The organism is Cohnella sp. (assembly GCF_041640265.1).
Classification (GTDB): domain Bacteria; phylum Bacillota; class Bacilli; order Paenibacillales; family Paenibacillaceae; genus Cohnella.
In genome coordinates, this window is the sequence record NZ_JBEQAP010000001.1 from 178271 (window position 1) to 198418 (window position 20148).

Sequence of the window (20148 nt, forward strand, 5' to 3'; positions counted from 1 at the left end):
CACTTTTGCTGATCTTAATATATATAAATATCCGTACCATAAAGGTGAAGTTGAAGGCGTTTTGCCAAGGACTGTGAGTAGTAATTATCCCATGATGTACTATATAAAGGGACTCTTTGAGATTGGAGTATAGCTTGAGCCTAGGAAGATGATACGCGAGCCGCATACCCTTTTCCTCGATAGTCCTCCAATGTCGTCATCCCAGCCTCTGAAGCTTTATCGCTATTCCTTGCACTAAAACAAACAGATACAGCAATGTTGTTTTCCGTCACCATATAACAAGGTTCTCGAAACTTTAGTTCCGACAATAGAGAAGAAAATCCGTGTTCCAAGCAGAATTTATTGTCTTCAGTGACCAAGGTAGCGTCAGTGTATTCCGTTACGATTTTATTAAATACATAAGCAGGACCAATCCAAAAGCCGCTTATTCCTTTATCCTTTTCCAATACGTTAATGACATTGGCCAACTGCTTAGACGGATCATTTATATCCATTGTTTGGATAATATCACGAACTAAGTTATTTGGAACATCGCTTCGGAATCTTATTACGCGGCCAGTATTGGTTTGCCCCCAAAAAAGTTGTGGTGCTGGCTGGTTCACATACCATTAATCGTTGTGATACGACCATCATGATTATGAACATATAGAACCTCTGCTTGAATGTTCATTAGTTCTAAATGGTTGTACAAAAGCATTGCCTCCTCTTTTGTGAGTCATCCACCTTTCGCAATATTTAATAATCATCAAAAATCACACTCTCTCTCCATAATCTGTCTCAAGGATATCATCTCACCAAAGCAGTTTGTAGTCTCCACTTCACGTTCAACCAAAAAACTTGCAGTTATTTGAGATACGGATCAGCATATTACAATTAAACTTAAACTAATCTCCCTTACCTCAGCAAACTAAAAAGGAGCTGCCGCAAAGCAAGCTCCTCAATGCTAATGTTATCTGTTAGTGCAATAAAAAATTTTATATTAATCCCACCAAAGATAAAGTTTTTTTGATTTTTTTATTTCTTCAATTAGGGATTCAATACTTCCTGTTCCTTGATCAACTATATCTGGGCAAAAATCATAAATTTCTTGTGCAAAAGATCTTATTTCATTATCGTCTGGCATGACTTTGAAGTTTGCCTCAACCCAATCAAAATCTGCCCCAATAATATCAAAGGGGAATCGACTATTCCATTTCTTTAACTTCGCAATTACCTCTTTGTTTCCTATATCATAATTGTCACCATTAGTCTGTTGAATTTTAAGGATTTCAAATTGGTCTTGCCCTTTTATTATTCCAACCTTACAATGCTCCTGATCGTTAAAAAAGACTATACACTCTAAAGGTTTAAGTTTAGATTGAAGTTCAATGATCAACTTCTCATCATCTTCATTAAAAGTGAAGAAAGAAATCCCATCAATCTCTATTTCTCCTTCATCATTTCTTACGGTTAATCGTTGTAAATTGGCATTAGATATTTGCTTAATAATATCTAATACGTTACGACTAAACCCCATTTCTTCAGCCACCTCATCGCTAAGTGTTTTATTTTCTCTTTTTTTCCCCAATCCAAAAATCCTTTTCCAATCCACCTATTTGAACCTCACTTATAGTTTATCAATACGATTATCAGATATTGTTTCCAGCATCATAATAATGCAAACGAAGTTGGTCACTGAGATAAAATTAGTAGTTCAGACATTCCACTATCCTCCGTTACTTCAATAGAAAAGAGGAACTGCATCGCTGCAAGCTCCTTCACTATCGTTCCCCATCAGTTCAACGAGGAATAGTATTTATCAATCATAATGTTATCTTTTAAGATAAGAAACTTAATATTATCTTGACGGAACATGCTTAGTATCATTGGTTTACTTTGTTTTTCAAATCCAGCATTCCATTCAAACATCTTAATAAACATTTTAATTGTCGGAGTATAGTTCGCTTTTCCTTCTATAATCCAACGATCAGAACAGATTATTTCGTCTAAATACTCATCTCTTTCTTCATCAGTTCTTCTTATATCTCCAGTTTTGTGCCTCTTCCACATCACGTTATCTAATTCATAATAAGGAATGTTATGCTTACTGGACAAATTTCTAGCAAGTGTAGTTTTTCCGCTTCTGTTTTTGTTAATAATATCCTCTTGGTATGGCCATACATAAATTCGCGGGTTCGGCATTACAGTATAAATAGGATTGTTATACTCAGAAAGATAAAGTGTATTTACAGACTTGGCAGGGAGTGAATGCATTGAAAATATGGATTCCTAACCAACAAGAAACACTCAGGATCATCGCGAGTAAAACCCGCATATCTATCGAGGAACTCATCATGCTCAATCCGCACATTGGACATCCCGATCAGGACATTACCGGCAAATCGGTGTACCTTCAATCTATAACTGAATCGAGCAAGAGAATAAATTGGTTTCCTTCACCGAATGGCCAACAGTCGAATGGCCAACAGCCGAACGGCCCGCTTCCGACTTGCCAAGCCGCACCTATAGAACCGCTTAATAACTGGATCCCCCTCACGCCGCTAGAACAGATGGCTGAGCAGGAGTATGATGTTCTAATCGTCGGTACCGGGGCTGGCGGAGGTACTGTCCTTTGGAGGTTAAGCGAAAAATGGAAAAGAGAAGGGAAACGGATTGGTATCATTGAACGGGGAGGCCAAGTGATCCCGACCCATGCCCGAAACCTTTCAACAATGAATCAAGAGCGACTAGTCGCGTATTTTAATTATTTATCCCAGCCGTTGCCGGGTGCTGTTCCAGAATTTCCTGGAGCGCGGCAGCTATTTGCGTTGGGAGGAAGAATGTTATTCTGGTATGCTTTTGCACCCCGGTTACCCGAGTGGGATTTGGCGAAATATCCAATACCGATAGATGAGTTGGAAAGCTATTATGGAGTGGCAGAAGAAGTCATGCGTGTCACCAGAGCTTTTGCAGAGGGATCTTCGTTCACGGAAATATTACTGGAGCGGTTGTGGATGAGCGGCTATTCCAAAGCGGCGCCTCTTCCGGTTGCCGCCGATATTTTACCACATTCATTCGGGCAGATTCATACGGATATGTTTACGAGCTCCATTTCCCTACTCGCCAGAGCTCTGAATCTAAGGCCGTTCGATCTGGCGGTGAACGCACGTGCATTGGAGATACTCCATGACAATCAGACAGTCACCGGTGTCAAGGTCATTTCTCCGGATAAAACCTCTTATAACCTGAAAGCCAAAAAGGTTGTTTTGTGTGCGAGTACTTTTGAAACGCCGCGTTTACTGCTCTACTCCGGATATCGACACCCGGCGCTGGGACACTATTTGACGAATCAAACCTTTGTGCAAGCGTTAGGAAATATAAGCACAGCTGATTTCCCGGTCCCTTGGGGGCCCTTGAACATCATGATTCCTCAAACTCCGGATAATCCTTACTCCGTGCTAATGACTGGACCAGAAGCTTTCTATTGGTATCCAGTTACCGTGGAAAGGCCATTCACCGATGAAACAACAGTCAACTTCTATGGTTATGGCAAGGTCGAACCCAGATACGAGAATCATCTTACTCTGAATCCGGACAAAAGAGACGAGTACGGCGTCCCTGAAATTCAAGTCCATTATTCCTTAAGCGACACCGATTGGGCAGTCGTTAGCCAGATGAGCGAAGGAATAAAGAACATTGCCGCAAATGCAGGCATACGTCTAACTTCGGAAAATGGCAGACCTCCCATATGTGTTAGTCCTCTCGGTGATTTGCATCATGACTCAGGTACTTGCCGTATCGGAGATGACCCAACTACCTCTGTTGCTGACCAATATGGGCAAATCCGAGGCGTCTCCGGTCTCTATGTGGCCGATAACAGCGCTTTACCTTACATCGGAGCCGAAAATCAGACTTTGACAACAATTGCGCTTGCCATTCGAACGGCGGACCATATCTCTCGGCAATAGCTGGAATTTGTTATATATCTATCCTCTAGTCATTAAACCTCACCCCAGTACACCTCTGTCTCATAATCGAAGTGCACGACCCCGCCCTGTTCATGGCGATCGAACAAGTCTCTTAGCGCCGCCATCATAGGCTCGTATTTCGGGTGCCCGGCAATGGGACTGTAGGAAGACGACAGCAGTCGTCCGCTTAGACCGTCGTAATCGAACACCTGTCGGTTCGTAAATCGTGCTTCCTGCAGGTAATCTTCCCTAAAGAAAGCAACTAATTTCTCACGTGAAATGTTTCTGTGATTAACCTTCGCATAGTCGGTTCCTAAGGCGATCAGTAACTGCTCGTAATCTTCCAAGAAGGGAGTGCCCTGGGTCACTCGAGTGTTCCAAATCAGGATCACCCTTCCTCCCGGCTTGAGGATACGACGGAATTCAACTTGGGCTGCAGTATGGTCAAACCAGTGAAACGCCTGTGCACAGACGATGAAATCGACGGAATGGTCAGGCAATCTTGTGTCCTCTGCTGCCTCTGGAACCGCACTGAAGTTCGGGTTTCCCCCTAATGCCTTCTCCGCCGCTTCCCGCATAGCCTGATTGGGTTCGACCGCAGTCACACGACTTCCCCGCTCAAGTAATAACCGAGAGAAAATACCCGTTCCCGCACCGATATCCGCAATCTCCGAATGCTGCCGTAAGCCAACGGCAGTGTACAAGTAATCGATCGCTTCCTTCGGGTAGCTTGGCCGATATTTTACATACTTTTCGACCCGGTTTGAAAATCTTTCTTTGTTCTCCATACTGCTTCACTCCAATCTACAAAATGAATAAATGAAAAGAGGGATCCCCAAAAAGTCATCAGACTTCAGGGATCCCCTCTTTTTTTATAGTCCTCGCTTCGGCAACATTCGAACATAATCATCGGAAAGCCGCATCAGCTTCAGAATATAGTCGTAATCCTCGCGGAACGGACTGATGTCATTAACTGGCTCTAACGTCTTAATCGAAATCGCCGTTCCATCGTCGAACCCCTTGCCCGGCACAAATAGAACATCATTGTTCAGGAACGATCCGGTCGGAAGATAATAGCGCATACCGAGTACGTTACGATCGATATTAAGCAGATCTTGCCCGAGTGTAACAAATTTCTCCTCTTGGAGCTTTATCCCTAAGAGATTGGCAACAGTCGGTAGAATATCCAGCTGGCCACCAACTTGGTCGATAACTTTCCCTTCCTTCTCACCCGGAAGATGGATGATTAGCGGAATGTTAAAGCGCGATACGCGCGAATCATAAGGGATACCAAGCTGCGCCTGCACCCAGGCCGGATCGTTATCCTGCGGCTGAAGTCCGAAATGGTCTCCGTACACAACCATAATCGTGTCTTCCCATAGCCCTTCTTCTTTCAACTGTTCTATGAAAGTACCTAGCGCGTAGTCGGTATAATTAACGGAGGTAAGGTAGTCTCCAAGCTGCGTATTGTAGAGCGCGTCCGGTAAGGTAATCCGCTTACGGTCATCCGGCACCTTGAACGGGAAATGACTCGACACAGTCACAAACTGGGTGTAAAATGGTTTTTTTTGCTTCAAAATATTGGATATTTTGTCCATCCCGACCTTGTATAATTTCTCGTCCGAAGGACCGAAATCGTTAAAATGATCATTCTCGTAGAATGGTTTGTCGTAGTAATGGTCAAAGTTTAGCGCGGGATACAGCTTAATCCGATCCCAAAACTTAACCTCGTTCACATGGAAAGTATCTGCGACATATCCTTCCTTCTGCAGGAGCCTCGGCAAGCTTGGCAGCTCGCGATCCCCATAGCCCATCGACATGGCAATCGTTCCCGTAGGGTATATCGAAGTGTTGGATATGAACTCCGCATCCGATGTATTGCCTTGTCCAATTTGCTGGAACACATGAGGAAAATAGAGCCCTTCACCCGCAAGCTTATTCAAAACCGGGGTAATTTCCTGTCCCTCAATCAATAGGTGGACAGGAAAGTTCTGAAGGGATTCCAGCTGCACGACAATCAGATTTTTACCTTTTGCAGCTCCGAAATAGGTTGGAGTCACACCCCTGCTTGACGAGGTTTGATAAGGGTATGTTGCTTTTAGTTGATCAATTTGATTGATCTTATCCTCTAATGTCTCGTTATTCAACTCACTCTGTTCTCGGCTTATTCTAACAGCTGCAGCTACCTGGTAGTTCAGAAAACCAAGACTTTCCGCTTGCACAATTTCATTAGAAATCGAACCGCCGAGGCGAATATACCTGGAGGAAAGCAGGACGCAGACGATTGCTGCTAGAAGGATACTCGATTTCCAAACGATATCGCTGCGTGCAATTCGACTTCTTCTATTGTTCGTAAAGCCCCATATCAGGAACAGTAAAATTAAATCGACGAAGTAAATGTAATGAATTAGCTCAACTGTTGATTCAATGCTTGCCCTAATCTGCATCACCTGGTTCAAAGCAAGGAGTGCAGTATAAGTCGGCACGGAGCCGAAATGGGTAAAATACAACGTTGACGAGAATAGCATCAGCGAAATGATCAGATTGATCGCCCAGAAGGATATTCTCTTCCACTTCATCGGCGTTACCAGTTCAACCAAACAAAGGAGAACCAGCAAAGCCAGGCCGTCTGCAGGGAGCCGACTCCATTCGATTTGCTGAAACAAAGTCAGCCGAAGTACCGCTAATTTGATAAGCAACAGTAGAAACGTATAGAAAAAGGGCATAGCGAGAAGCCCGAAGGGTTGTTGTTTGTTGACGTTAAGAAGCGACTTTCCCATTTGAATCCGATCAGACAAATTCGATCCTCTCCCGTTCTGTAGTTCCCTAATAATAGCAGATTTACAGTAACGAGTCGTGAACGAAGTGTGTCCGATCGGGACAACTGGGAAAGAAGGATGGGAATGGAAGCAAATTAGGATTCCAAGAAAAATCGGATTGTCCGGTCCGTCGAGCCGGGCAAGTGTTCATGTCCGAAGTCGGGATAAATCGCCAGCTGCTTGGGTGCCGTGATTTTATTGTACGCCGCGAACTGCGTGGAAGGCGGACAAACGGTGTCCATAAGGCCAACGAACATTAGAACGTCCCCGCGGATTCGGTTCGCAAGATATTGCAGATCGATATAACCGAGCTTCTCGAAAATTTCGTCTTCGCGCTCATGCAAAGGATCGAAGTGGCGGAAATAGGTGCGCAGTTCTTGATACGCGTCCTTCGCCAAATCCATTGTCCACGTCCGTTTGTAGTCGCAGAGGAATGGAAAGACAGGCGCAAGCTTCTTCACTCTAGGCTCTAGCGCCGCACAAGAGATGGTTAAAGCTCCACCCTGTGAGCCACCAGCAGCATAGACACGCTCTGGATCAACCTCCGGCAATTCCAGCGCGATACCGGCTAGCTGCGCCGTATCTAGGAAAATGTGCCGAAATAACAGGTTGTCAGGATGGTCATCCAAACCGCGGATAATATGTCCATGATGCGTGGTTCCGATCACTCCGCCCACATCCTGCGACGATCCGCCTTGACCCCGGCAGTCCATAGCGAGTACCGAGAAACCAAGCGAGGCATAGGCTAACTTATCGCTCCAGTCTCCGGCGCTCCCTGTGTAGCCATGGAACAAGACCACAGCCGGATGAGGCTCCGCAACATTTCTCGGACGAACGTATTTGGCATGAATACGCGCTCCGCGAACACCTGTGAAATAAAGGTCGAAGCATTCCGCTTGGGGCGTCTGGAAAGAGCTCGGCACAAGCTCCACTTGCGGATCCACAGCTCGCATTTCCGCGATTGCCCGATCCCAATAAGCATCGAAATCAGCTGGACGCGGATTGATTCCTTGATACTCTCTCAATGCTTCAATAGGCATGTCTACTTGTGGCATCTCAACCGTTCCTTTCAGATTAACAGCTAGATTATCGAAAAGCTTACAGTTCTTCGCTTACCATCCGGTTGGTTAGAGCGCCCAGCCTGTCAATTTCAATCGTTACGACGTCGCCTGGTTTAAGATAAACCCGCTGTTCCTTGGGAAGACCTAACACAACGCCGGATGGCGTCCCTGTTAGAATAATATCCCCCGGCATTAAGGTCAAGTGCTGCGAAATATAGCTGACAATCTCGTCGCAGGGAAAGATCATATCCGATGTATGCGAATGCTGGCGGACTTCGCCATTAACGATACAACGGATACCCAAGTCATTCGGGTCTCCTACCTCGTCCGCTGTAACTAGATAGGGTCCTAGCGGGCTGAAGCTATCGCAGGATTTACCCAGCAGCCATTGCTGCGTTCGCATTTGCAGGTCGCGTGCGGATAAGTCATTCGCGTTGCAATAGCCGAATACGTGCTCAAGCGCATGTTCCTTTGCGACATACTTTGCTTTGGAGCCGATTACGATTACAAGCTCAGCCTCGTAATCAACCCTGCTCGTTACTCTCTCCGGCAGCGGAACGTCGCAGCCATGCCCGGTCAGCGCATTATTGAATTTATTAAAGAGAATCGGATACTCCGGAATCTCCGCCTTTGTCTCCTCGGCATGCTTCCGATAGTTTAATCCTACACAGATGATCTTGCCCGGTTGAGTGACGCAAGGACCATAGGTTAGACCTGCCTCATCGAGCCAATTGGGTTCATTTGTTGCGCCGGAGGCAAGCACATCCTCAACATGCTGCTGCAGCGAAGAAACTGCGGCGGCTCCGCCTTCGATGACTTCCATTACAGTAGTAGGAAGCTTACCTTCTGGTTTCAAAGCTGTGAGGGATGCGGAGACATCCAGCACTCCCTTGCCTGTCTTTATCCCAAGCTTCTGCTTGCCTTCCTCCACAAACGTCAGTAACTTCACTCGTAAATCGCCCTCCCCAGTCCGTTCTCATTTCATTATGCATTTTTGCCGAATACAACGCCACCATCAATGTATAGCGGTGCGCCCATCATGAATTTGGATTCATCCGATGCAAGGAAGAGCGCCGCATTAGCGACATCCTCGGGCTTGCCAAGAGCGCCGCTTAGCTGGCGCAGCTTTATCGCTTCAATGGCCGCCGCCGGGTCGTCGTAGGAATTCTCTAAGTAACTTTCCACAAAAGGCGTTAATATCGTACCCGGCAGAAGTGCGTTAACTCGGATGTTATACTCCGCGTAATCGACTTGCATCGATTTGGTTAAGGCAAGCACAGCCCCCTTCGACGCTGCGTAAGAAGCTCGGCGGGCAAGACCGATCTCCGCAACGCAGGAAGACATATTGATAATAGATCCCGCTCTGCGCTCGATCATATAAGGAATGACGTATTTGGAAGACAAATAGACACCTTTCACGTTAATGCTCATGATCCGATCCCACGCATCCGGTTCAACTTCGTGCAGTGCGCCCACACCGCTAATACCGGCGTTATTAAACAGTACGTCGATGCGCCCAAACTCCTTGATTGCCCTCTCTACCATAGCTTTGACGGACTCCGGATTCGTTACGTCCGCTTGCAGGCCTATTGCATTTCCGCCCGATTCCTTAATTTCTCGAACGGTTTCCTGACCCTTCATCTCATCTATGTCATTCACAATAACGGCAGCGCCTTCTCGAGCGAAACGCATTGCCGTGCTGCGGCCAATGCCGGAGGCAGCACCCGTAATTAAAGTAACCTTATCCAGTAAACGCATAGTTTAACTCCCAACTTTGATAAAAAGATTCCACTCTATTTCACTCTGTACTTGTCAAAATATTGCGGAATGACCTCAGTAGACGCGCCCGGCAATTGCGGAAGAATATAGAATCCGTCTTTGACTGTGGCCGGCTCAACAAAAATCTCGCGAATCCAAGGAATGTATTCCAGCATGATTGCATTCTGCGTCGAAGCGACAAGATGCTGATGAATTTGTCCCATATCTCCGACATGCGGAACGATGGGCAAATCAAACGAGGCAGCAAGTCCTGAAACCTGAAGCCATTCGGTGATTCCGCCTACGCGAGTGCAGTCGACTTGGACATACTCTACCGCTCCGGCGTGAATGTAGTCGCGGAAAGCATACTTGCTGTATACATGCTCCCCGAGAGCAATCGGTACGTTTAGTTCATCCGCCAGCTTTTTGTGGCCCATGATATCGTCTGGATTTAATGGCTCCTCCAGCCAGAACAAATCGAACTCCTCCAGCTTCTTCCCCCAGGTCATGGCCGTATTGATATTCCACTGCTGGTTGACGTCGATCATTAGAATAATGTCTTTGCCGATGACCTCCCTGACCGCCTTGACGCGATCGTAATCCTCTCTCGTGTTCGGCTTGCCCACCTTCATTTTCACACCCGTAAACCCATCCTCCACATAGGAGCTTATGTCTTTGAGAAGTCTTTCCTGCGACCAGTTCAGCCAGCCGCCGTTCGTATTATAAGCCTTGATTTGCTTGGATTTGTGTCCTCCGAGATATTGCCAGAGCGGTTTTTTCGATGCCTTCGACATCATATCCCAGAGCGCGATGTCCACCGCCGCTAGTGCCATATGCGTAACGCCCGCTCGGCCAATCCAATGCATCTTGCCAAAGCGCAGCTCATCCCATATTTCTTTCACCATTAATGGATCCTTACCTAGGAGGACAGGCGCATAATATTGATCGATTGTATCCGTAATCAGCTTGTCCCCATTGGCGCAAGTCCCTGTATAGCCGTAGCCGGTAATCTCTGCGTCGGTATATATTCTGACTCCCGCTAATCCCCAATGGGTAGGCGAGTTAATCGCATCGGTAATCGGCGGGGTTAAGGGAACGTGCAGGATAAAGCTTTCTACTTTAGTAATTTTCATTTTGGTATTCTCCTCTTAATAGATGATGTGGGTCAGGAAAAAAAACCTCCCAATTTTCAACTAACGGCAGGATTTGCCGCTATCTATTCACAAATCTCATTTCTCACAGGGATAACGGCAAATTTTGCCGCTATTGAACTGATAATGACTAGAACTAAGTTACTAGCCTTCGTATAACGGTAAATTTTTCCGCTAAGTGCCTGGGTACTACCAGTAAGGTGATATAACGGCAAAATTTGCCCAATAGACGAAATTACTTCGATTACTTTCGTACCGTATTATCGTTGCATCAATAGCCTAGCGAGGCGCCGCCATCAACAGGAAGAGCAATTCCGGTAACAAAGCCGGATTGATCGCTTGCCAAATACAGAACTGCCTTCGCCACTTCTTCCGTTGTGGCGCATCTACCCAGAGGATGCATCTCTACTAATGCTTGAACGACAGCCGCGGGGTCCGGTTGTTGCCCAATCCACTCTTCTAATAAGGTTGTCGATACACCTGCCGGACAGATGCAGTTAACGCGTACGCCATCCTTCGCATAATCCAGCGCCAAAGCTTTAGTCATGGCTACGATTGCGCCTTTGGTCGCTGAATAGACAGGGTTTTGACGCTGTCCCAGCAATCCGTTCAATGATGACATATTTACTATACTTCCATGATTTTTCCTAATCTCGGGTATGCAATATTTAATCATTAAATACACGCTTTTCAGGTTTATATCCAAGGTGCGAGTCCATTCCGACTCCGTGATGTCCTCCAATTCCTTAGGCAAGAGGACCGAGGCATTGTTGAACAAAATATCGATAGAGCCATACGTATGAATGGTCTGCTGTACGAGAAACTTAACCTGTTGCTCTGAGGAAACGTCTGCCTTCACTGCATGAGCGCTGCCTTGAGTGTTGCCTTGAGTGTTGCCTTGAACGTTACCTTGCGCATACACCGATTTCCTCGCGTTAATCTCATCTGCCACCCTGTTCGCTTCCGCTTCGTTCCAATCCGCAATGATGACATGGGCGCCTAGGCTGGCAAACAGCTTGGCGGAAGCCTCCCCAATTCCGGAGCCCGCACCCGTAATAATAGCCACCTTACCTTGCAGCCGCATCGTATCCCTCCTGTCTTATACTGCATGCCGCATGTATACTCAGCTCTTTTATTGCAACGGGCTAACCGTTAATTGCTCAACAGCTTCAAGATTCGAAAACTGTTTCCCGTGCTTCGCTCATCCTTCAATCCCGTATTACGTACCGTTATTCGCATACTTCCCCGCTCCTCTCGGAAAGGAAACAGGGTGATCACAGGTCGGTATGCGACTAAACACCAATCGTCAAACGGATTAACCGACTGAAATTGCAGCCCATCCAAAGAATATTCGAATATCCCAGTGTCCGGGCCGCATAACATCAGAAGTCCGGCACTCTGTCCGACCACAGTAAACGTAAGGGAAGCCTCGTGACTATCCGTGTAGAGCTGCTCCGAGCTATACCTCCAGTTCATCAGGGGTTCTTGTTCTATGCTTTTCAAATGAAAGCCTTCGGAGTGATCGGCTTCATTGCAATTCCTCATAGTCGCATGTTCATAACTTCGGTGGTCCAGCGGAATCTTAGTCTGAACTCCCCCGTAAGCGTATTCGACCTCCAAGCTCAGAGCGATTTCTAGAAAGTCCCGCACATAACGGGCATACAGAGCATATCCCGTATCATTCGGATGAACGCGGTCCGGAGCGAGCTCCTCCCATTGCATTCGGCCTGACTTCACCTGAGCATAGATCGGTCCCGCAAAATTAATAGATGGGATATCGTAATAGGAGGCCACTTCTTCATGGATGGCAATATTAAAAGGCAATTCCTCAGACAGGTTTTTATCTGCCGCCGTATAAAGGAAGCAAATATCCGTTCGCGGCGATAGACGTCCGCATTGTCGAACAATGCCTTCCATTCCTCTAATGGATTCCTCTCTATCACTCGTATCATCGTTCACGCTGAATTCAACGAACAACAAATCAACCGCGCCTCTATATAACACGTGGTCTTGAAGTCGGTGCGCGCCGAAGGTAGAATTCGTGCCGCCGACGCCCGCATTGATGAATGTAACCTGATCCTCGGACAAGCGCTCTCTCAAATATTTCTCAGTTAGAGCTCGCCAGCTCGTTATGTTCGCATCCGAAGCCCCTGCACCCTCCGTTATCGATCCGCCTAGAAAGGCGACAACAAGAGGTTCATGGCGAGAGAGTCTATCTATCGTGTTAGGTAAACCCTTGCGTAGATTTCCGTAATGGTTATGGAAGCTTTGATTATGGAAGCTCGTTTTATTTTTCATCGTTAATCCCCTGAGCCTGATATCGTGACGCCCTATGCTCGCACCAATCTAATGCTTTCACCCTTATCCGTGTCAAACTCGATTAGGCTTCCTCTTCTGATTTCTTCCCCTCGATGACTTATGCACCTGACTCCATCTTCCCAAGGGCTGTAGACGATGAGCTTCGATCCAGCCTTACTCGTGATTTCTATCCACTGGACTTCTCCCGCTTCTGCTGCAGCGCTCACAAGAAATCCGCCAACCGCGCGCAGGGTGGAAAACTCGGCATGCTTCTCTGAAGGCCAATTGGGGAAAAAACGAAGGATTCCGTTATAGCTTTGCAAGAGGCACTCGTTGATAACGACGGGCAGGGCGAAATTTTCGAACCATATGCCCATCGGACTCATATAGTCGAAATCCGTTGTATCCGAGTATCTTCCGCCTGCTTCTAGAAGTTTGTCTGTACATGTCCCATTAGGCAGCATGCAGTAGGCAATTTGTCGCTTGAAGCGTTCTAGATCAAGCTTCCCTAGCCGAGCCCCGGCTAAATTCAAGAAAACAAGCTCGTTTCCACCCTCGTTACGTTGGTTGAGATAAGAATTCACCGCGATTTCATATTGCTCCGGCGAGGAATGCAAGCCATGATCCTCTCCCGGGAAAACCGTCGTGATCCCGTTCGGTACGTTGTAAACAACCTCCGGATTCTCGCCAGTAACCGAGACGAACACTTCCCCCCGCTGTGATTCCGCGGTTGGATAGTCCGGAAACTCACTTAGAATTTCAAGCACCTCGGATATTAGCTCCGCTTCCTCTTCGTTTCGTCCGAGCTCCTCACAAGCCTTCACAAAGGCTAGGAAAAGGAATTTTGTTAAGGTTAAATCCACGATGCAATCGCTGTTCTTCTTGAAGCCAGGCGTTAACTCATATAACTCCGGAACAACGGTAGGGAAAATATGATGGCGGTCATCCCCCCACTTCTCTCCGTGTGCTTCGGGTCTGCTCATGTAATCAACCATAAATAAAACGGCTTCTTTAATAGGATTAAAGGCTCTTTCGGCTAAAAACGATTTGTCCATCGTATACAAGTAGTGCCACCAAAGACTTTGCACTGTCCACGGAGTTTCGCAAATCTCCCAGCCCCAATGAGGGACAGGGTACGGCATCATGCTCATCTCCACAGGATAGGCGGAATGCGGATAATAGGCACCGCGCAGGCCGTAATATTCCTTGGCCCATTTCCTGCTGACGGGAAGGACATGATCGACCATGTTCACGTACGCTAAGTGCTTTTCCACATGGTTGCTCGAGAAGGCGAGCCAGAAGGGCTGCTGCGTATTGTAATTCATATGGTAATCCCCGTGCCATTCCGAGCCGATCTTCCCGTAGCTCCAATTAGCGAATATTCCCGGACACGTCGCTTCTGGCTTCACGGAGCAATGGAAGAAATACAGGTTCCGATACCATGTTTGCTCCAGCAGCTCATCCTCCAGAACGACGCCCGAACATGACCAATACGCCTGCCAGCTCGCACAAGCATGATCGTATGCTTGATCAAATGACTGTCTCGACGGTAACCCAATAGACTGGCTCTCTCTTGGGACGTCCGAATCTAGCCCCTCCTCCAATTGCACACATATGACGAAGCCCAATTCCATCTCTAGCTTCGCTTCGAGTTCATTCTCGCTGGTATGGAGCGTAGACGACTCTGACACATTTGCCGTTAATCGGAAGGCTCGATCCTTCGGATTGCCGAGTCCCAAATCTTCCTGTCCATTGGAAACCGGCAGCACTTGGCGAAAAGATAGTTGCTTCTTAGATAAGTCGACTGAAGCCCTTAGCGAGGGGATTTCCTTAGGCGTCAGAGGATCCGGCAGAAGCTTTATCCGATTGAATATAGAAGCAGCCGATTCCAGATAAGATTCCGACTCCTTAAAGGCAACCCACAAGCGATCAGATTGCTGATCGACGAACACCTGCAGCGTAAAGGGGGTATTCTCGACTAGAAATGCTATTTCACATAGGCCGTTTTCAAGATGCAGTGTATGTCCAAGCACCTCCGTTGTCCGCCGGTCTATGCCCAGAAGAAGGGATCCACAGGGCATGGGGCGCGGATACGGAAAGCTATAGTTCTCGCAGGTCATTGATACATATTCGCGGTACCAAGACTCATCGCTCAACGATACATAATGCTCCGGTATTTCCTTCAGCTTGGCGAATACTTCCTCGAAGGTGCCGATCTGGTCCTGATGATTCTCCTCAATCCGAATATCCCATACATTGTTATGTCCGAAATGAATGACAACCGCGTCGGGACGGGTTGTTACAACGGCCCCCAAGCCCCCGTTGCCGAGCAAAGCCCCTTCAAAAAAACTCGGAGCCGGGCGATCGTAAGTCAGCTTATGCTTGCGCGCTTGTGATATTGTGTTCAAAAAATCCGCCTCCATCGCTTTGCACATTCTAATGATCGTGCCCACCCTAAACCACAGCAGGGTGGGCACGAATAAGAAGCTATTGCTTTACTTTTATTGAGTCTAAGATCATATATGTTCCTGATTTTTTTACAACTTTGATCGTATGGGAACCTTTAGAGAGTCCGGAAAGGCTGTACACGGTTTGACCTACTAGTCTACTAGTATGATAGGCACTGATCGTTTGCATAAATTTATTGTCTACGTAGATATCGATTTCACCCAAGGAAGAATCCTTCTCCATCAGCAGCTCAATCCCTGAGCCCTTAAATTTATACTGGAAATAATCCTTGTTCCTCTCGGTGTAATGAACATCATCCTCGTAATCTCCAAACCCTCTAGCGGTGCTGTGCACCCAATTGCCGCTATATTTGATTTCAGAGTCGGAATCATTTATTTGGGTTGAACCCGCCACGCTGTACACAAGCTGATCCACCAGCATGTAGTCTCCTGACTTCTTTACCCCTTTAATCGTATGCGTTCCGTTCGGAAGTCCGGAAATGCTGTAAACGGTTTGCCCTGCTTGCCTGCTGGCTGCATACAAACTCAATGTTTGCTTGAGCTTGTTGTCTACGTAAATCTCCACGTCACCTTGAGTTGGAGCCTTTGCCGTAATCCATTCTACTCCCGTGCCCGTAAACGTAAATTCAAAGCTGTCATTATTCGTCTGAGTGGAATGCACATCATTCTGATAATCCCCGCGGAAGGAGAAAATTAAGCTGGCTACTCCCACCGGTACGGCTGCAAGATATTCCTTCTTAAGAGTCACTTGATTGCCCGATATCGTGTAATCAGTACCCGGAACCAAGCTAACTCCCTCATTTGTTATGCTTAACAGGTTGCTCCCATCGATTGTCAGCGTTGTTGATAGATCTGTCTGTGCATTCTTATCAAAGCTTGCTGAATCCGGACTGATCAAATCCGCGATGCGAATTTTCAACTGATCTAACAGCATATAATAGCCCGATTTCTTAACAGCCTTAAGGGTATGGTCGCCATCCGAAAGTCCTGTAATGTTGTACACCGTTTGTTGAACCTGCTTGCTGGCGCTATACGTACTGATCGTTTGCTTGAACTCATTATCTACGTAAATATCGATATCGCCCTGTGAGGAATCTGTCTCTGTCACCACTTCAATTCCGGTACCCTTAAACTTGAATTCGAAGGAATCGTTATTCGTCTCGGTGAAATGCACGTCATCCTTATAATCACCGAGTCCTCTATTCCTGTTATGCTGCCAAGCGCCTAAGTACGAAATTCCCGAATCATTATCATTGAGGAGTAAATAACGGCCTCTGGATGTATCGCTGATGATAACGGTAAGGGTTTGATCGGCTCCCTCTGTAAAGGAGAAGATCAAGTTAATCGTTCCATTTGGCAGCGTGGCAAGGAAACTTTTCTTGATGGTTACCACGTTGTCAATTACCGTGTAGTCGGTACCTGCAACTAAAGCTGATCCCCCATTAGAAATGCTGCTTAAGTCATTGCCGTTAAGGGTCAACTTTGCCGTGAGATCTGCCTGTGCCGTTTCCTTCTTGTCAAAGTCGAGCGTTGTTGGGCTAATCGTGCTGTTCTGCGCCGTCGTATCGATTACGGTAATGACAAGAGTCTGCATGGCCCCTGCGTTAAAGGAGAATCTCAGACTCGATTGTCCAACCGGCAGCCCTGCAAGGTATTCCTTCTTGATCGTCACCAAGTTTTCAGCAACCTCATAGTCAGTGCCAGAAATTAAATTAACGCCGTTATTAATAATGCTAGTTAATGTGTTCCCGTTAAGGTTCATCGTTGTTGTGACATCAGACTGTGCTGCGATCTGTTTGTCGAAGGCTCCGGTATTCGGACTGATCGTGCTGTTCTGACTTATAGAATCGACCACTTCGATGACAAGGGTCTGTATAGCTCCTCCTTCGAATGAGAAGGTTAAGCCGGTTGTTCCAATCGGCATACCCGTAAGGTACTCCTTCTTGATGGTTATCTCATTGTCCGATACCACGTAGTCCGAACCTAGGACTAAGGGTGACTGTCCGTTGCTAATGTCACTTAGATTATTTCCGTAGACGGTGCTTGTTACTGTCATATCTGCTTGTAACGTTGCCGCTTTATCAAAGCTTGCCGTTAAGGGGCTGATCAGATCAGGTACGGTAACCCTCAATTTATCCAGGAGCAGGAACCATCCTGATTTCTTAACCACCTTAAGAGTATGAATCTCTTGCGGCAGTCCTGTAATATTGAATACCGTTTGTTGCGCTAATCTTCCTAAGTTATAAGTGCTGACGGTTTGCTTGAATTCGTTGTCCACATAGATGTCCATAGCCCCTTGGGAAGGATCCATCTCCGTAATCATTTCAATCCCTGTTCCCGTAAACGTATACTCGAAATATTCATTGTTATTCTCGAGGTAATGCACATCGTCCTTGTAGTCTCCAAGTCCCCTGTTGTAGCTGCGGTTCCAAGCTCCCGTATACACGATTGAAGGATCATCGTCGTTAAGGGAGATAGAGCCTCCAATAGATGTATCTTTAATGATAAGCGCAACGTTCTGCGCAGAACCCCCGCTGAAGGAGAAGACCAGATTGGTCGTTCCCGTTGGCTGTGCTGCCAGATATTCCTTCCTCAAGATGAGTTTATTGTCTGTAATCGTATAATCAGTGTCTTGCACTAATTGCGAACTCCCATGAGTTACACCGCTTAGGCTATTTCCGTTCAACTGCAACGTCGTAGGGATATCACTCTGAGCACCTTCCTTTTTATCAAAGCTCACTGCTGCAGGAGTAACCCCGCTATCGCGTATCGTCGTATCGCTAATAGTAATTGACAGTGTCTGCGAGGCTCCTCCCGAGAAGGAAAAGACCAGATTGGCCGTTCCGATTGGCCTGGCTGCTAGGTATTCCTTCTTAATCGCGACCTCGTTACCCGACACGATATAGTCTGTGCCTGCCACCAATGCCGATCCGCTATTCGCAATGCTGTTTAGTTGATTTCCGTTTAGAGTCAGCGTAGTGATGACATCCGCTTGAGCGGCTGCCTTCTTGTCGAAGCTTCCTTCATTCGGGCTTATCGAGCTGTTCTGTGCATTCGTATCGCTAATTGCAACAATAAAGTTCTGAGTTGCTGCCGATAATTGCTGGCTGCCATTACGAATCCAGGAACCGGTATATTTCATGCCGGTATCATCATCGTTGACAGCTGAGGCGCCTTCTTCGACCGTTACTCTGAACAATCGCGAAGCATGCGGAGCTAAATCTACGGCGCTATAACCCGAGGCGAATACTCCAAGATCGGTATGGCTCCATAAGTCACGGACCGCAGCCGAGCCCTGCAGCCCAATATCGCTCCAATTGACGGTAACTGTCGATGCAGCGTTTCCAAGGTTGAACAACCCGACGGTATAGGTACCATCTCCGTTGTTCGCATACCACACCTGCTGCTGGGATTCCGTCGACACTGGATGAGCAGGTCTACCCGCCTGGTTAACAGCGATAACTTCCTCGTTCGTAAGCAGGTCGATTCCGAAGCTATCAAGCTGAGTCATATCATTACCAATGTATAGAGGAGCCGAGGAGATCGACCAGAATGTCATGGCTGTTCGACGCTCGTCCTGCGTGATGCCATCCATCGCTCCGTTTCCTACATTCATAGAGTCGAAATCATTCCAGCCATCCGTCCCCGCATGTCGCCACCATTGCTCTGCAATCGGGAACAGCCGAGCGATGTTATCCCATTTCGTCAGCCCCCCGCTCCCGCAGTAACACTCAACATCCCAATCTACACGCCAGCCGTTCGCGTACTGCTTCCAAGTATCCACATACTTAATGTCCAAAGCCCATGAGAGCTCAAGCCAAATGTTATGGGGAGCCAGCGCCTGAGACCATGCCTTCACATCATCACGCGCGTCAATCGATGTATTGTTATGGCCAGACCCCGGAGTGACGCTATCGAATTTCAGGAAGTCGACTCCCCAAGCTCCAAGTAGATCAGCAATTGAATCAATGTAGCTTTGTGCACACGGATTGGAGAAATCTATCTTGTAGCCCAAGCCCCAATAGTCCGATGTGGTTAGCGGCTGAACGGCAATGTCCTTCATCGAGCAGCCAGGCGCATCGTATATGGGCAAGTCGTCATTATAAGCTTGCGGTGACAAGCCCGGAATCGCGTATAGTCCGAACTTCTGTCCGTTGGCATGGACATAATCGATCACTTCCTGAAGCCCGTTAGGATAAAGAGTCGTGCTTGGAATCGGTCTGCCATAACCGTCCATTCCCCCATTCCAGGCAGCGTCCACGTTTATGTACTCATAGCCGAAGGGCTGCAGAGTTTCATGCATCGCGTCCGATTGGGCTTTAATTTGGTCGGCTGTAATCCATTGACCGTTGCCGGAATAGACCTGCATGCTGTAGCTGCTCCAGCCCATGTACGGTTTATTCCCTAATACGTTATCGGCTTCGCTTCCTCTATTCACGTTCGCGTTCGCATTTACATCCGGATTCGCATTCGCGTACGAGCTCGAATTCGTATTCGGAATCAAACCGCCAGCCTGTGCTGCTAATAGAGCGATAACCAAGAGCCATACTCGAGCCTTTTTCAGCTGATCAAACAAATCATTCATCCCCTTTGTCGTTTTAACTAATGAAGAATCAGGTGCTCTATATCGCTATACAGCACCTGGT

14 protein-coding genes are annotated in these 20148 nt (G+C 47.1%); 1 reads left to right on the top strand and 13 read right to left on the bottom strand.

What is annotated here, in order from left to right; translation table 11 throughout:
- Positions 1-140: 140 nt before the first annotated feature.
- The 3 genes from ACESLK_RS00880 to ACESLK_RS00890 all read right to left on the bottom strand — a co-directional run bounded on the left by ACESLK_RS00880 (position 141) and on the right by ACESLK_RS00890 (position 2181).
- On the bottom strand, positions 141-602 hold the full coding sequence (locus tag ACESLK_RS00880; protein ID WP_372660768.1) for a GNAT family N-acetyltransferase: 462 nt from the start codon (positions 600-602) through the stop codon (positions 141-143).
- Positions 603-979: 377 nt separating this feature from the next.
- Positions 980-1591 carry a DUF4253 domain-containing protein gene (locus ACESLK_RS00885; protein ID WP_372660771.1) on the bottom strand — a complete coding sequence of 204 codons (612 nt, stop codon included), beginning with the start codon at positions 1589-1591 and terminating at the stop codon, positions 980-982.
- Between the two features lie 182 nt (positions 1592-1773).
- Positions 1774-2181: a P-loop NTPase family protein gene (locus ACESLK_RS00890; RefSeq protein WP_372660774.1), complete on the bottom strand. Its 408-nt coding sequence runs from the start codon at positions 2179-2181 to the stop codon at positions 1774-1776.
- A 71-nt stretch (positions 2182-2252) separates the two neighbouring features.
- Between ACESLK_RS00890 and ACESLK_RS00895 the strand changes: the two genes are divergently transcribed.
- Positions 2253-3947 (top strand): GMC oxidoreductase, encoded by a 1695-nt coding sequence (locus ACESLK_RS00895; RefSeq protein ID WP_372660777.1) that lies wholly within the window; start codon positions 2253-2255, stop codon positions 3945-3947.
- A 32-nt stretch (positions 3948-3979) separates the two neighbouring features.
- Here ACESLK_RS00895 and ACESLK_RS00900 read toward each other — a convergent pair whose 3' ends face one another.
- The 10 genes from ACESLK_RS00900 to ACESLK_RS00945 all read right to left on the bottom strand — a co-directional run bounded on the left by ACESLK_RS00900 (position 3980) and on the right by ACESLK_RS00945 (position 20078).
- Entirely contained in the window at positions 3980-4735 is a 756-nt protein-coding gene (locus ACESLK_RS00900; protein ID WP_372660780.1) for a class I SAM-dependent methyltransferase, read from the bottom strand.
- A gap of 84 nt (positions 4736-4819) precedes the next feature.
- Entirely contained in the window at positions 4820-6745 is a 1926-nt protein-coding gene (locus ACESLK_RS00905) for an LTA synthase family protein (RefSeq protein WP_372660783.1), read from the bottom strand.
- Between the two features lie 116 nt (positions 6746-6861).
- Positions 6862-7821 (bottom strand): alpha/beta fold hydrolase, encoded by a 960-nt coding sequence (locus ACESLK_RS00910; protein WP_372660787.1) that lies wholly within the window; start codon positions 7819-7821, stop codon positions 6862-6864.
- Between the two features lie 43 nt (positions 7822-7864).
- Positions 7865-8776, bottom strand: coding sequence for a fumarylacetoacetate hydrolase family protein (locus ACESLK_RS00915; RefSeq protein ID WP_372660790.1), 912 nt, complete (start codon positions 8774-8776; stop codon positions 7865-7867).
- A gap of 35 nt (positions 8777-8811) precedes the next feature.
- On the bottom strand, positions 8812-9585 hold the full coding sequence (locus ACESLK_RS00920) for an SDR family NAD(P)-dependent oxidoreductase (RefSeq protein ID WP_372660793.1): 774 nt from the start codon (positions 9583-9585) through the stop codon (positions 8812-8814).
- 35 nt (positions 9586-9620) lie between these two features.
- Positions 9621-10718 (bottom strand): mandelate racemase/muconate lactonizing enzyme family protein, encoded by a 1098-nt coding sequence (locus ACESLK_RS00925; protein ID WP_372660796.1) that lies wholly within the window; start codon positions 10716-10718, stop codon positions 9621-9623.
- A gap of 289 nt (positions 10719-11007) precedes the next feature.
- Positions 11008-11820: an SDR family NAD(P)-dependent oxidoreductase gene (locus ACESLK_RS00930; protein WP_372660799.1), complete on the bottom strand. Its 813-nt coding sequence runs from the start codon at positions 11818-11820 to the stop codon at positions 11008-11010.
- 68 nt (positions 11821-11888) lie between these two features.
- Complete coding sequence (locus ACESLK_RS00935; RefSeq protein ID WP_372660802.1) at positions 11889-13034, bottom strand: SGNH/GDSL hydrolase family protein; 1146 nt, start codon at positions 13032-13034, stop codon at positions 11889-11891.
- A gap of 32 nt (positions 13035-13066) precedes the next feature.
- Positions 13067-15442 (bottom strand): glycosyl hydrolase family 95 catalytic domain-containing protein, encoded by a 2376-nt coding sequence (locus ACESLK_RS00940; protein WP_372660805.1) that lies wholly within the window; start codon positions 15440-15442, stop codon positions 13067-13069.
- 79 nt (positions 15443-15521) lie between these two features.
- On the bottom strand, positions 15522-20078 hold the full coding sequence (locus tag ACESLK_RS00945) for a X2-like carbohydrate binding domain-containing protein (RefSeq protein ID WP_372660808.1): 4557 nt from the start codon (positions 20076-20078) through the stop codon (positions 15522-15524).
- Between the last annotated feature and the right edge of the window lie 70 nt (positions 20079-20148).

Coding starts and splice junctions, on each gene's coding strand:
- ACESLK_RS00900 (WP_372660780.1), bottom strand. CDS start 4,735: ATGGAGAACAAAGAAAGATTTTCAAACCGGGTCGAAAAGTATGTAAAA.
- ACESLK_RS00890 (WP_372660774.1), bottom strand. CDS start 2,181: ATGCCGAACCCGCGAATTTATGTATGGCCATACCAAGAGGATATTATT.
- ACESLK_RS00910 (WP_372660787.1), bottom strand. CDS start 7,821: ATGCCACAAGTAGACATGCCTATTGAAGCATTGAGAGAGTATCAAGGA.
- ACESLK_RS00920 (WP_372660793.1), bottom strand. CDS start 9,585: ATGCGTTTACTGGATAAGGTTACTTTAATTACGGGTGCTGCCTCCGGC.
- ACESLK_RS00925 (WP_372660796.1), bottom strand. CDS start 10,718: ATGAAAATTACTAAAGTAGAAAGCTTTATCCTGCACGTTCCCTTAACC.
- ACESLK_RS00930 (WP_372660799.1), bottom strand. CDS start 11,820: ATGCGGCTGCAAGGTAAGGTGGCTATTATTACGGGTGCGGGCTCCGGA.
- ACESLK_RS00935 (WP_372660802.1), bottom strand. CDS start 13,034: ATGAAAAATAAAACGAGCTTCCATAATCAAAGCTTCCATAACCATTAC.